General features: G+C 61.3%; 17 protein-coding genes. 16 read left to right on the top strand and 1 reads right to left on the bottom strand.

What is annotated here, in order from left to right:
- The first annotated feature begins 9 nt into the window (after positions 1 to 9).
- The 13 genes from K1X12_RS02955 (at position 10) to K1X12_RS02895 (ending at position 10598) form a co-directional block, all read left to right on the top strand.
- A complete protein-coding gene (locus K1X12_RS02955) occupies positions 10 to 636 on the top strand; it encodes a phosphoribosylanthranilate isomerase (protein WP_225907850.1) in 627 nt (208 codons plus the stop codon).
- Positions 637 to 679: 43 nt separating this feature from the next.
- Positions 680 to 1891 carry a tryptophan synthase subunit beta gene (gene trpB / locus K1X12_RS02950; RefSeq protein WP_220986146.1) on the top strand — a complete coding sequence of 404 codons (1212 nt, stop codon included), beginning with the start codon at positions 680 to 682 and terminating at the stop codon, positions 1889 to 1891.
- Positions 1888 to 2280, top strand: coding sequence for a hypothetical protein (locus K1X12_RS02945; protein ID WP_220986145.1), 393 nt, complete (start codon positions 1888 to 1890; stop codon positions 2278 to 2280). The genes trpB and K1X12_RS02945 overlap by 4 nt, the downstream gene beginning before the upstream one ends.
- Positions 2277 to 2627: a GFA family protein gene (locus tag K1X12_RS02940; protein WP_220986144.1), complete on the top strand. Its 351-nt coding sequence runs from the start codon at positions 2277 to 2279 to the stop codon at positions 2625 to 2627. Before K1X12_RS02945 ends, K1X12_RS02940 begins: the two co-directional genes overlap by 4 nt.
- A 5-nt stretch (positions 2628 to 2632) precedes the next feature.
- On the top strand, positions 2633 to 2953 hold the full coding sequence (gene cutA / locus K1X12_RS02935; protein ID WP_220986143.1) for a divalent-cation tolerance protein CutA: 321 nt from the start codon (positions 2633 to 2635) through the stop codon (positions 2951 to 2953).
- Positions 2954 to 2955: 2 nt separating this feature from the next.
- A complete protein-coding gene (gene trpA, locus K1X12_RS02930; protein ID WP_220986142.1) occupies positions 2956 to 3783 on the top strand; it encodes a tryptophan synthase subunit alpha in 828 nt (275 codons plus the stop codon).
- Between the two features lie 30 nt (positions 3784 to 3813).
- Positions 3814 to 4791: an acetyl-CoA carboxylase carboxyltransferase subunit beta gene (locus tag K1X12_RS02925; RefSeq protein ID WP_220986141.1), complete on the top strand. Its 978-nt coding sequence runs from the start codon at positions 3814 to 3816 to the stop codon at positions 4789 to 4791.
- Positions 4792 to 6045, top strand: a complete 1254-nt coding sequence (locus tag K1X12_RS02920) for a bifunctional folylpolyglutamate synthase/dihydrofolate synthase (protein ID WP_220986140.1) — start codon at positions 4792 to 4794, stop codon at positions 6043 to 6045.
- A gap of 421 nt (positions 6046 to 6466) precedes the next feature.
- Positions 6467 to 7213 (top strand): electron transfer flavoprotein subunit beta/FixA family protein, encoded by a 747-nt coding sequence (locus K1X12_RS02915; RefSeq protein ID WP_220986139.1) that lies wholly within the window; start codon positions 6467 to 6469, stop codon positions 7211 to 7213.
- Entirely contained in the window at positions 7213 to 8142 is a 930-nt protein-coding gene (locus K1X12_RS02910; RefSeq protein ID WP_220986138.1) for an electron transfer flavoprotein subunit alpha/FixB family protein, read from the top strand. The genes K1X12_RS02915 and K1X12_RS02910 overlap by 1 nt, the downstream gene beginning before the upstream one ends.
- Before the next feature lie 156 nt (positions 8143 to 8298).
- Positions 8299 to 9177, top strand: a complete 879-nt coding sequence (locus K1X12_RS02905; RefSeq protein WP_220986137.1) for a 3-hydroxybutyryl-CoA dehydrogenase — start codon at positions 8299 to 8301, stop codon at positions 9175 to 9177.
- 116 nt (positions 9178 to 9293) lie between these two features.
- Positions 9294 to 9785: a thermonuclease family protein gene (locus K1X12_RS02900; RefSeq protein ID WP_220986136.1), complete on the top strand. Its 492-nt coding sequence runs from the start codon at positions 9294 to 9296 to the stop codon at positions 9783 to 9785.
- A gap of 345 nt (positions 9786 to 10130) precedes the next feature.
- Entirely contained in the window at positions 10131 to 10598 is a 468-nt protein-coding gene (locus K1X12_RS02895; RefSeq protein ID WP_220986135.1) for a hypothetical protein, read from the top strand.
- Here the strand turns inward: K1X12_RS02895 and K1X12_RS02890 are convergent.
- Positions 10595 to 11185 carry a TlpA family protein disulfide reductase gene (locus K1X12_RS02890; protein WP_220986134.1) on the bottom strand — a complete coding sequence of 197 codons (591 nt, stop codon included), beginning with the start codon at positions 11183 to 11185 and terminating at the stop codon, positions 10595 to 10597. The two genes, K1X12_RS02895 and K1X12_RS02890, sit on opposite strands and share 4 nt — an antisense overlap.
- Before the next feature lie 46 nt (positions 11186 to 11231).
- Between K1X12_RS02890 and argH the strand changes: the two genes are divergently transcribed.
- From argH to K1X12_RS02875, 3 genes are read left to right on the top strand one after another with little or no spacing between them, the layout of a single operon-like run.
- Complete coding sequence (gene argH, locus K1X12_RS02885; RefSeq protein ID WP_220986133.1) at positions 11232 to 12629, top strand: argininosuccinate lyase; 1398 nt, start codon at positions 11232 to 11234, stop codon at positions 12627 to 12629.
- A 4-nt stretch (positions 12630 to 12633) separates the two neighbouring features.
- On the top strand, positions 12634 to 12870 hold the full coding sequence (lptM, locus tag K1X12_RS02880; protein WP_220986132.1) for an LPS translocon maturation chaperone LptM: 237 nt from the start codon (positions 12634 to 12636) through the stop codon (positions 12868 to 12870).
- Positions 12870 to 13103 carry a hypothetical protein gene (locus tag K1X12_RS02875; protein ID WP_220986131.1) on the top strand — a complete coding sequence of 78 codons (234 nt, stop codon included), beginning with the start codon at positions 12870 to 12872 and terminating at the stop codon, positions 13101 to 13103. The genes lptM and K1X12_RS02875 overlap by 1 nt, the downstream gene beginning before the upstream one ends.
- Positions 13104 to 13114 lie beyond the last annotated feature (11 nt).

Here is a 13114-nt window from a genome sequence, read left to right as displayed (position 1 = left end):
CGGGCAGTTATGGCGAGCGTGAAGATATGTGGGCTCAGAGACCCTGAGATGGTTGAGTTCGCGGCCCGGGAGGGCGCGGATTGGATCGGTTTTGTGTTTGCAAAGAGTGCGCGGCAGGTCACGCTGAAGGACGCAGAAACCTTATTGCTTTCAACCCGGAAGGCGCTGCCGGTCGCGTTGCTGGTCGATCCTGGCGATGATCAGGCGATGGCTGTGGCCGCGCTCGGCTTTCCGATCCTTCAGCTGCATGGGCAGGAGAGCCCTGAGCGGGTATCCGAGCTGAAACGCATGACCGGAAAGGTCATCTGGAAGGCAATCGGGGTGCATAACAGTGACGATTTGGGACAAATCGGGACATTTGCGGACGCTGACGGGTTCCTTCTGGACGCAAAAGCGCCAGAGGGGGCAGCCATTGCCGGGGGGCATGGCCAGACATTTGACTGGCAGATTCTGAAGCAATGGACCGCGCCAAAGCCCTGGCTTCTGGCAGGGGGGCTGACACCTGAGAACGTCGCGCAGGCAATTGCCGAAACCGGCGCGACTGCAGTTGATGTGTCCTCTGGTGTTGAGCGTATCCGGGGTCTAAAGGACAGGGAACTTATCCGCGCATTCATTCGCGCGGCGAAGGATAGTTGAGCATCCCCGGCGCATCCGCGTAGCGGGGACCAGAGGAAGAGCAATGGACCTGCGTAACACTTGGGATCAGTGGCCCGACGCCAATGGACGGTTCGGCGAATTTGGCGGACGCTATGTCGCCGAGACGCTGATGCCGCTGATACTCGATCTCGAGCGCGAATACCGCGCAGCAAAGCAAGACCCCGCTTTCGCAGCCGAGATGCAGGATCTGTGGACCCATTATGTGGGCCGCCCGTCACCGCTCTATTTCGCTGAGCGGCTGACCGAGCATTTCGGCGGCGCCAAGATCTACTTCAAACGCGATGAGCTCAACCACACCGGGGCGCACAAGATCAACAACTGCCTCGGGCAGGTGCTGCTGGCGCGCCGCATGGGCAAGAAGCGGATCATCGCGGAGACCGGCGCGGGACAGCACGGCGTGGCAACGGCCACGATCTGCGCCCGCTTCGGCCTCGATTGTGTGGTGTTCATGGGCGAGACCGATGTCGAGCGCCAGAAGCCCAACGTGTTCCGCATGCGCCTGCTGGGCGCGCAGATCGTTCCGGTTTCTTCCGGCACGGGCACGCTGAAGGACGCCATGAACGAAGCCCTGCGCGACTGGGTGACGAATGTGGACAACACCTTCTACTGCATCGGCACGGCGGCTGGCCCTCATCCGTATCCGGAGATCGTTCGCGACTTTCAGTCGGTGATCGGCGTTGAGGCGCGCGCACAGATACTTGAGCGGGAAGGGCGCCTGCCAGACGCCGTTGTTGCCTGTATCGGGGGCGGCTCCAACGCAATCGGCCTGTTCCATCCTTTCATCGAGGATGAGAGCGTGCGCCTGATCGGCGTCGAGGCGGCTGGCCACGGGATTGAAACCGGGCAGCACGCGGCGGCGCTGAATGGTGGCAAGCCGGGCATCCTGCATGGCAACCGGACCTACCTGCTGCAAACCGATGACGGCCAGATCATCGACGCACACTCGATTTCTGCCGGGCTCGACTATCCGGGCATCGGGCCGGAGCACGCCTTCCTGCGTGATGCGGGCCGGGCTGAATACCTGTCGTGCACGGATGAGGAGGCGCTCGCCGCGTTCCAGCTCTGCACGCGCCTGGAAGGCATCATTCCGGCGCTGGAGCCTTCGCACGCGCTCGCCCGTGTGGGTGAGGTGGCCAAGGATGTCGGCAAGGATGGCTTGATCATTCTCAATATGTGTGGCCGCGGCGACAAGGACGTTTTCTCTGTCGCCAAGGCGCTGGGGGTGGATGTTTGAAGCGGGCGGCTATCCTCCTTCTTCCGATGATCGTTGCGGCCTGCGTTCCGACAACGAAGTACACCTATGTTCCGGTTAGCCGGGAGAATTTTGACGCGGCCCAGAATGGCGAGAAGATCCCGCTGGTTGCGGCGTCCACGGCGCTATGTTTTGCGGATGCACGAACGGCGCTTGTGCGTGATGCGGCGTGGACGGATGACGGCATCTGCGGTCAGGCCCGCGCGCCAGCCGGCGACCATGACGGCGTGGAATGCTATGGCTGGCCTGAGCTGGCCGGGATCGGCATTCCGTATGAAGGGCGCTCTGCCTCGGTCGTGCCGATGGCGGCGGTGCAGATCGGCAAATGCGAACCTGACAGTTTGAAGGCAATCGGAGAGAGCGGGGAATGACCCATGTGACGGGCGGATGCCATTGTGGAAAGATACGTTTCGAAGCCGAAGGTGACTTCTCTTCCGGTATCGAATGCAATTGTTCGCATTGCGACAAGAAGGGGTTCGTGCTCGCTTTCATTCCCAAACAGGATTTCAGCCTGGTGAGCGGAGAAGGTGCGTATACGACCTATCATTTCAATCGCGGCGCCATTGACCATAACTTTTGCACGACTTGCGGCGTTCAGGCTTTTGGCTTCGGCAAAGGGCCGGATGGAACGGAAATGGCAGCAATCAATCTGAGATGCGTCGACGGGATCGACCGTAGCGCGCTCAACATTCAGCAAGTGAACGGCAAGGACTATTGAGGCCTGTGACCAAGCTCATTCTTATCCGCATTACCTGTCCCTCGCGCCGCGTGGCCGAGGATATTGCTGACGCGGCGCTGGAGCAGCGCCTGGCGGCCTGCGCCAATCTGGAGGGACCGGTTTCCTCCACCTATCGCTGGAAAGGTGTGATCGAGCAGTCCTTCGAGTTCATCCTCTGGCTCAAGGCGCCTGAAGCCAACTGGGGCAAGGTGGACGCGCTAGTTCAGGCGCTGCACCCCTATGATGTGCCGGCAATCGTCGCTATGCCGCTCAGCCATGTAAGTCCTGCCTACGAAGCGTGGGCCATCGAGAATACGGAAAGCTGACAATGGGCCGGGAAAGAATTGAAGCCGCCTTCGCCAAGGCGAAAGGCGAGGGCCGGGCGGCGCTTGTGACCTATATGATGGCCGGCGACCCCAATCTGGAAGAGAGCTACCGCGCGCTGTGCGCCCTTCGGGACAATGGCGCCGACATCATCGAGCTGGGCGCGCCGTTCACCGATCCGATGGCGGATGGTCCCTCGATCCAGCGGGCGGGTCTGCGCTCGCTCGCCAATGGCACGAAGTTGACCGATGTGATTTCGCTTGCTGCGCGATTCCGCGAAGATGATCAGACCACGCCGCTGATCCTGATGGGCTATGCCAACCCGGTTCATATACTCGGCTATCAGGCATTTGCCGAGGCCGCCGCAAAGGCCGGGGTCGATGGAACGATCATTGTGGACCTGCCGCCGGAAGAGGATGGCGAGCTGCGTGCAGCCTATCAGAAACTCGGCCTGTCCGTGATCCGGCTGGCGACGCCGACCACCGATGAAGGCCGCGCAGCGAAAGTTGCCGACGGCGCATCCGGTTTTGTCTACTTTGTCGCGGTGAACGGCGTAACCGGCGCGGGAAGCGCGGATCCTGCAGCGATTGCTGACAAAGTTGCCATGGTCAGAAAGGTGTCTGGCCTGCCGGTTTGTGTAGGTTTTGGTGTAAAAACTGGTGCGCAGGCCGCAGAAATGGCTAAGATCGCGGACGGGGTCGTGGTTGGTTCGGCTTTTGTGGAAAAGGCGCAGGATGCGCACACTTCTGGAAAGTATGAGACTGCAGCGCCTGCTATGGGCGAGCTTGCCGGCGAACTGCGTCGCGCGCTCGCGACTGTGCCTAAAGGCTGATACCGCCGGGCATTCGGGAGATTTCTTCAGATGAACTGGATCAACAAGGTTACCCCGCCGGGCCTTAAGACGATGATGTCCAAGAAGGACACACCGGACGACCTGTGGGTTAAGTGTCCGGCGTCAGGCGAACTGATCTATCGCAGCGACCTGGAACAGAGCTGGTATGTGACGCCGGCCGGCGCCCATCTTCGCATCTCGCCGCGCATGCGGTTCCGTATCCTGTTCGATGATGAGCGCTGGGAGCCGATCTCACTGCCGCCGGTGGCGCTGGACCCGCTGAAGTTCAAGGACGACAAGCCTTACCCCGCGCGCCTGAAGGCGGCGAAGGCGAAGATCCAGAACCGCGACGTTAAAGAGACTGAAGAGGGCGGGGCTCCGCTATTGCAGGAAGACTGCATGGTGGCCGCCTATGGCAAGATTGGCGGCGTACCGTCGGTCGTGCTGGTTCAGGACTTTGATTTCATGGGCGGTTCGCTCGGCATGGCCGCTGGCGAAGGGTTTGTGACCGCTGCCCAGCTGGCGCTTGCCCGGAAGTCTGCGTTTGTTGTCTGCACCGCCTCGGGCGGCGCACGGATGCAGGAGGGCACGCTGAGCCTGATGCAGATGCCGCGCACGACGCTGGCGATCAATGATCTGGCTGATGCGAAACTGCCTTATGTGGTGATCCTGACCGATCCGACTTCGGGGGGCGTTTCGGCGTCTTATGCGATGCTCGGCGACGTACACATTGCAGAGCCGGGCGCGATGATCGCGTTCTCCGGCCCGCGCGTGATCGAACAGACGATCCGGGAAAGCCTGCCCAAAGGCTTCCAGCGGTCGGAATTCCTGCGCGAAAAAGGCCAGGTCGATATTGTTGTCGACCGGCGCAAGCTGAAGGAGACGGTTGCCCGTGTTCTGGGCCATCTGCTGCCGATGTCGCGTCGCAAGGATGACCGCTCTGCGCTGCAGCTGACCGCGCCGCGGACCCATGCCGAGAAGCCTGCCCGGCCTGAAGGGCAAGCCTGATTGAGCGGAAATTCTCCTGCCCTTGAAGCTGCTCTGAAGCGTTTCGAGGGTCTCTATCCCGAAGTTATCGAGCTTTCGCTCGGGCGCATTGAACGTGCGCTCGAGCGGCTGGGCCGTCCGCAGGACCGGCTGCCGCCGGTGATCCATGTGGCGGGCACGAACGGGAAGGGGTCTACCTGCGCGTTCATGCGGGCGATGGCAGAGGCAGCGGGGCTGAAGGTGCATGTGTTCACCAGCCCGCATCTTGTCCGCTTCAATGAGCGCATCCGGCTAGCCGGACGGCTGGTGGAAGATGACGCGCTAATCGGCTGGCTGGAACGCACCCACGCGGCCATCGAGGGCGGCGAGATTACCCATTTCGAGGCGACGACGGCAGCCGCCTTGCTGGCGTTCTCTGAAGTACCTGCCGATGTGCTGATCCTCGAGGTCGGCCTCGGGGGGAAGTATGACGCGACTAATGTGATCAGTGCGCCGGCGCTCTCCGTGATTACTCCTGTCGACTATGACCATGCCGCCTTCCTGGGCACGGATCTGGCAGGCATTGCTGGGGAGAAGGCGGGCATCATCAAGGCCGGATGCCCGGCGCTGACAGCAATCCAGCAGCCGGTGGCAGATGCGGTGATAGCGGCCCGCGCTTTGGAAGTTGGCGCGCCGCTCTACCGGCTGCAGCCATATTTCATCAACGCCATACCGGAAGATATTGCGTTGACCGGCGTACACCAGCGCGCGAACGCCGCGCTGGCGGCGATGGCGATGCAACTGTTTGGCAACTCCACGCGGATTGATCAGGCAGCGATCTTCGAAGGCGCGCGCAAAGCAGTGTGGCCGGCGCGGATGCAGCGGCTGAAAGACGGGCCGTTGACTCAAGCGGCAGGCGGGCTGCCGGTCTGGCTGGATGGCGGGCACAATCCGCACGCTGGCAGGGCGATCGCGGCTCATCTCGCCGCGATGGGGGGAAAGACAGCGCTTGTCTCTGCAATGCTGGCCAGCAAGGATGCGGGCGGGTTTTTTGCGCCTTTTGTTGCCATTGGCGCAGACGTGTTTACCTGCCCGAATGCGCCGGGGCACCAGGCGTCAACTCCTGAAGCGCTGGCGACCGTTGCTCGTCAATCCGGGTTGAAGGCGTTGTCATTTGACAGCCTTCAGGGCGCGCTTGCGGCGGCCGCGGCAAGCGGGGCAGACCGGGTGCTGATTTGCGGTTCATTGTACCTTGCCGGCGAGATTCTGGCCCTGAATGGGCAGGAGCCGGAATAGGCGTCAGCCATCGTCGGCGCCAATGTCGCGCAGAAGATGCTGAGATAGTCGAGGCTGCAGCTGGGCATTTGCCCTGCGTTTCAGAGACTGGGTATCTGAAGAGGCGCTATTGAATGCGGGTAGACGCAAGACCCGTCTGGCGACATTCGCCAAGCGTTGAAACGTTTTCATGGAAACCTTGAAGCTGGAAGGGGAGACGGGTGAGGCACATGGCTTGGGTCTCCTTCCTGCTTCGAGGGGCGCAGGGGTGCGCGCCAATTGAATAAATATGTTTATACGACCGGCCGGCGCCGCTGCATAGCTATCAACCGCGCTAAATTGCCCCTGACGTAAGCGTCAAGCCTTGCTTCTGTTGCGCCGCAACGGTAGGGACGGCGCACTTCAAAGTGCCAAGAACCATAACCAGCCTGGGAGCGCCCGCATGAAGGTCCTCGTGCCCGTCAAGCGCGTGATTGATTACAACGTGAAGGTCCGCGTGAAGCCGGATCAGACCGGCGTCGATCTCGCCAATGTCAAGATGTCCATGAACCCCTTCGACGAAATCTCCGTCGAGGAGGCCGTTCGCCTTAAAGAAGCCGGCGTTGCCACTGAGATCGTGGTTGTCTCCATCGGGCCGCAACAGGCGCAGGAAACCATCCGCACCGCGCTCGCCATGGGCGCTGACCGCGGCATCCTGATCAAGACCGATGCCACGGTTGAGCCGCTGGCTGTTGCCAAGCTGCTCGCCAAGGTCGCCGAAGAAGAAAAGCCGGACCTCGTCCTCGTTGGCAAACAGGCAATCGACGACGATTCCAACCAGACCGGCCAGATGCTGGCTGCGCTGCTCGACTGGCCGCAGGGCACTTTCGCGTTCAAGGTTGAGAAAGACGGTGACGCTTTGAAAGTCACCCGTGAGGTTGATGGCGGCTTGCAGACCGTCAAGATGGCCCTGCCGGCTGTCGTCACGGTTGACCTGCGCCTCAACGAGCCGCGCTATGCGTCGCTGCCGAACATCATGAAGGCAAAGAAGAAGCCGATCGACGAGAAGGCCCCCGATGCCTACGGCGTCGACATCTCGCCGCGCCTCACGGTTGTGAAAGTAACTGAGCCGCCGGTGCGCAGCGCTGGTATCAAGGTTGAAGACGTTGCAACCCTCGTCTCGAAACTCAAAGCTGCGGGAGCTGTGTAATGGCCGTCCTCGTTGTTGCAGAACATCATCATGGTGCCTTGTCGGACGCGACCCACAAGGTTGTGACCGCTGCCACCAAGTTTGGCGGAGACATCGACCTGCTCGTGGCAGGTGAGAACGCCGGCGCCGTTGCTCCCGAAGCGGCGAAAATCGCCGGCGTCCGCAAAGTGCTGAAAGCTGAAGGCGAGACGCTGCGCAAGCAAACCGCCGAAGCCATGGAAGCCCTCATCGTTCCGCTGATGGCGGGCTATGATGCGGTCTTCTTTGCCGCGACCACCACGGGCAAGAACATTGCTCCGCGCGTCGCTGCCAAGCTCGACGTGATGCAGATCTCCGAAATCATCGGCATTGAAGACGCCTCGACCTTCGTGCGTCCGATCTATGCCGGCAACGCGATCCAGACCGTAAAGTCGGGCGATGCGAAGAAAGTCATCACCGTTCGCGGCACGGCTTTCCCGGCTGCGGCTGAAGGCGGCTCGGCTTCGGTGGAAGATGCGGCGGCGCCTGCTGGCCCGTTCAAATCCGAATTCGTCTCTGAAGAGATGGTGAAGTCGGACCGTCCGGAACTCGCCGGCGCCAAGCGCGTCGTCTCGGGTGGCCGCGCGCTCGGCTCATCGGAGAAGTTCCAGGAAGTCATCTTCCCGCTCGCCGACAAGCTCGGCGCCGCTGTCGGCGCATCGCGCGCCGCCGTCGATGCGGGCTATGCACCGAACGACTATCAGGTTGGTCAGACCGGCAAGATCGTCGCGCCGGAACTCTACATTGCCGTCGGCATCTCGGGCGCCATCCAGCACCTTGCTGGTATGAAGGACTCCAAGATCATCGTTGCGATCAACAAGGACGAAGAAGCCCCGATCTTCCAGGTGGCTGATTACGGCCTCGTGGCAGATCTCTTCGTCGCCGTTCCGGAACTGACGAACGCGCTCTGATTTGTGGCCCGGCCACAACAATTTAAGAGCCCGGCGCACATGGCGCCGGGCTTTTTCTTTTGTATTCAGAGTTCTGGGGCACCTGCCAGCCGAGCTTTGACGCAGTGCACAATGGGGTATAACCATTCGCAAAAATAAAGATCAGGAAGCAGCAGAATGACGGCAATTCGGACAGTCGGTGTGGTTGGCGCAGGCCAGATGGGCAATGGTATTGCCCATGTGACAGCGCTTGCAGGCTATGATGTGGTGCTGAGCGATGTTTCCGAAGCCGCTCTCAAGGCCGGTAAGGAGACCATCGAGCGCAATATGGCGCGCCAGGTGGCCCGCGATATGATCAAGCTTGAGGACATGCAGGCTGCGCTGAAGCGCATTCGTATCTCTGCGTCGGTGAAAGCTCATGAAGCGTCCGATCTTGTTATCGAGGCGGCAACCGAGAAGCGGGAAGTGAAGGAACAGATCTTCCGCTCGCTGTGCGAGGTTGTTCCGGCCCATGCCCTGCTGGCGACCAACACGTCCTCGATTTCGATCACGCGCCTTGCTTCCGTGACTGACCGTCCGGACCGGTTTATCGGCCTGCACTTCATGAACCCGGTGCCGCTGATGAAGCTGGTGGAAGTGATCCGGGGCCTGAACACTGACCAGTCGACCTATGAAACGGTGATCGGCTACACCAAGGCCATCGGCAAGACGACGACGAATGCCGAAGACTATCCGGCTTTCATCGTGAACCGCATCCTGATGCCGATGATCAATGAAGCGGTTTACACGCTCTATGAGGGCGTTGGCTCGGTTGCCTCCATCGACACGGCGATGAAGCTCGGCGCGAACCACCCGATGGGGCCGCTGCAATTGGCGGACTTTATCGGCCTCGATACCTGCCTGTCGATCATGCAAGTTCTGCATGATGGTTTGGCCGATACGAAGTACCGCCCGTGCCCGCTGCTGGTGAAGTTCGTGGAGGCTGGCTGGCTGGGCAAGAAGTCCGGCAAGGGCTTTTATGACTATTCCGGCGAGGTTCCGATCCCCAGCCGGTAATCCTGGTTACCAAATTAACCAGTTTTATTAGAGATCGTTGCATTCCGGACAGAATTCTAAACGTCCGGTTAAGACCCTTCAGGCAGGCTTGACCCGGGTACTCCGGAGGCTGAGCTATGTTTGTCCGCGCACGTATCGTGCCCGTTCTGGGATTCGTGATCTTTGTGATGGTGGCTTTGGCAGGCGCGCGGTTTGCGTCTGAAAGCGCGTCTGCATCGACCGAGCTTGGTGGGACTGTTTATTGGTCCGACGGAGATTCCGGACGTCTATCCGACGGTACAAAGTTTCGCCTGCATGGTGTCGACGCACCTGAAACCGGCTCCATGAAGCAGCGCGGCGGCGCCAATTGCGAAGCCGAGCGTGAGCTGGGATATGAAGCGAAGGCGGCGGCGACCGAGCTTACCCGCGGGCGCGAAGTTTTCGTGACGAAGGTGATGGGCCGTGACCGCTATGGGCGCAATGTCGTGTCACTGTCTCTCGACGGGAAAGATGTGGCAGGCCTGCTCGTCAATGGCGGCACGCATCAGCAATGGGACTATGACGGCGGCGAGGCCAAGCCCGATTGGTGTGCGGCGGCGGGTTCCGGAAATCTGCGCGCGGCTCCATGAACTTTTTCAAGCGGGCTTGAATTGTGGGGTGTGACCGTTAGCCTTCAGCGCTGACGATCAGGTGAGGCCCGGATGTTCAAAGTTTATCTGCGGCTTCTTGTCTGCGCCTGTTTTCTGCTTCCAGTTTCAGCGTGCGGTGATCCTGCGCCGCCTCGGGTCGCGTCAGATGCAGTCGCGCCCGCCGCAAAGGTAACAAGCGAGACAATTAAAGCGGAAGAGTTTCGTCGGTGGGCATTGGCTGAACGCCTGGCCTACGCGTGGGGTAGGGTGCTTGCGGCGGAGAAAACCTATCACTCGGCAGACACCGCTTCAGCAGCGGTACAAGTGAAGGGGCTAGCCGAACGAATGACTTCCGCAGACATGGCCGCGTTGGCGCGTCTGGGGTTTGATGCCGGCCCGCTCAGCGCGTTGTCAGGCGCTCTCGATCTTGATCGGCCAACCGAAGAAGTTGCTGCGCTGTTTGAGGCGGCTTCTGCCAATCTGGCTGAGGCGATCGCAGCTACGGACGAAGCCCCTGAAGACGTTGTCTCGTTCCTGATGCGCCTGTCGGCGGAAGCCTATGATCATTCGGTGCGCTTCAGCGAGATCAAGGATTTGGAAGAATATCAGGCGGCTTATGGCTATGCTGTCGCTGCGCGCAATTTGGTCGAGCCGCTCGATCCGGAGACGTACGGAGGCCTCAGCCTTGAGCTGAAGCTGCTGGTGTTGATGTGGCCCTCCGCAGGTCCGCTTGCAGGGAGTACGCCGCCGCCCGAGTTCCAGATGGCGGACCAGTTTGCACGGGTGAAACTGGTGCTGAGCCAGATGCCCTAACGGGTTTTACGGATCACAGCATCGATGAACTGGACGGCTTCGGCAGAGGCCCAGTCAGCCTCGCCTGAAAGCCGCGCAACTTCGAGGCCGTCAGCGCCGTAGACAATGGTGGTCGGGAAGCCACGCACACCGGCGCCATAGATGATGTCACCCGAATCCATGGGCGCGTGCCGGAAGGCGATGTTGGAAGCGCCAAGCTCGACAAGGCGGCGCTTGGCGTACTCAACGTCTTCCTCAGCATCGACGCTGAGCGCGACCACTTCAAAAGCATCTCCGGCGCGCGCCGTCTGTAGTGCGCCCAGAGAGGGCATTTCCTTCTCGCACGGCGGGCACCAGGTAGCCCAGTAGTTCACCAGGATGGCTTTGTCTTTGAAGGTTTCGAGCGTCAGGCTGTTGCCTTCGGCGTCTGTGAAGGTTCCTTCCGGCATCGGTTGGCCCGCTCCGGTGAAATCCAGCTTGGTCATTTGCCCGGTTGCATAGGCTTCGAATGGATTTCCGGCAGGCTTTCCTGTCGCAGCGCTCATCAGCACGTAGACAATCGCTGCAAGGCCGACCAAGAAGAGGCCGAGATAGGCGTAGCGGGTCATCAATGGGGCCCTTCACTCACGTCAGACGGAAGTAAAGGATATGGCAATGGCGGATGGCAAAGGCCAGATGATGTGGGGCGGGCGTTTTGCCGCGACACCCTCGGCCATTATGGAAGAGATCAACGCATCACTCGATATTGATCGGCGGATGGCGGAAGAAGATGTGGCGGGCAGCCGCGCACATGCCGATATGCTCGCCGAAATGGGCATCCTGTCGGTCGCCGATAATGAGGCGATCCAGGAGGGACTCGACAAGGTCGTCGAAGAGCTGCGGGCAGGGACGTTTCCGTTCCGGCGCGAGCTGGAAGACATTCACATGAATGTCGAAGCACGCCTGAAGGAGCTGATCGGGGAGCCTGCCGGGCGCCTCCACACGGCGCGCTCGCGCAATGACCAGGTGATTACTGATTTCCGCCTCTGGACCCGCCGGGCGCTGGATGAAACCGGACATCTGGTGGCTGCCCTGCAGGGCGCGCTGGTGCGCCGGGCGGAGGAGAACGTCTCCACCGTGATGCCAGGGTTTACCCACCTGCAGACCGCCCAACCCGTGACGCTGGGCCACCACCTTTTGGCTTATGCGGAGATGCTGGAGCGGGATCGCTCGCGCCTGCTCGACTGCGCGGTACGCCTCAACGAAAGCCCGCTGGGCGCCGCTGCGCTGGCGGGCACCGGGTTCCCGATCGACCGTGACATGACGGCCGAAGCGCTGGGCTTTGCGCGGCCGATGGCTAACTCGCTGGACGCTGTGTCGGCGCGTGACTTTGCGCTTGAGGCGCTGGCGGCGCTGTCGATTGCCGCGACGCATCTCTCCCGGCTGGCGGAAGAAATCGTTCTGTGGACGAGCCCGCAATTTGGCTTTGCCCGCCTCAGCGACCAATGGTCGACGGGGTCGTCGATCATGCCGCAGAAGCGCAATCCGGATGCGGCCGAGCTGATCCGCGCCAAGGCGGCGCTGATCACCGGGCAATACGCCTCGCTGCAGGGCGCGATCAAGGCGCTGCCGCTGGCCTATGCGAAGGACCTTCAGGACGACAAACGCCTCACTTTCGACGCCTTTGATACGTTCAATCTATGTGTCCGGGCGATGACCGGCATGATCGAGACTGTCACCTTCCGTCCTGAAGTGATGCGGGCGGCGGCGGCGAAAGGCTTCTCAACGGCGACCGACCTGGCCGACTGGCTCGTGCGGGATCTGGGAATGCCCTTCCGCGATGCCCACCACGTCACTGGTCGCATCGTGGCCGCGGCGGAGGCGAAAGGGATCGATCTGGCCGATCTGCCCCTGAGGGAGATGCAAGCTGTGCATGCGGCGATCACCGAAGATGTATTCAGCGTTCTCAGCGTGGAAGCGTCGGCTGCATCGCGCACCTCTTATGGCGGCACGAGCCCTGTTCGCGTGACCGAACAGGTGGCACAGTGGAAACAGAGACTTCGACTGGAGTAATCCCATGAAACGCACGTTCGCCCTGGCGGCGGTTATCCTTCTTGCAAGCAGTGTTTCGGCCTGCGGTCTGACCGGCCCTCTGCAGCGCCCCGGTCCACTGATCGGCAATCCCTCGGATGCGCCGGAAGCTGAATTGCCTGATGGCCAGGCAAGCGACCTGCCGCAGCTGCCCAGCCGTCCTTCCAACCAGCCGAGTGAGGCTGAAGAAGACGAACTGCTCGGTGGACCGGGAGGTTCCTGATGAAACTTCGCCTGACACTTTCCGCCGCCTTTGCCGGTATGTTTCTGGCTGCATGCCAAACACCGCCGGAACCCGCGCCTGCGCCTGAGCCTGTCGTGGAAGAGCCGCCCGCTGTCGAGTTGCCCGCGCCGCCGGCTTCGGACGAACCGCGCGTGAATGAGTGGGGCGGGGAAGTGCCTGAGAACAAGCCAGCCGTCGATGTCGACGAGGGCGGGCTTGGCGATATCCCCTGATCCGGAGCGGA

It is taken from the genome of Hyphomonas sediminis, assembly GCF_019679475.1.
Classification (GTDB): domain Bacteria; phylum Pseudomonadota; class Alphaproteobacteria; order Caulobacterales; family Hyphomonadaceae; genus Hyphomonas; species Hyphomonas sediminis.
This window is presented reverse-complemented; position numbering and strand designations above follow the sequence as displayed.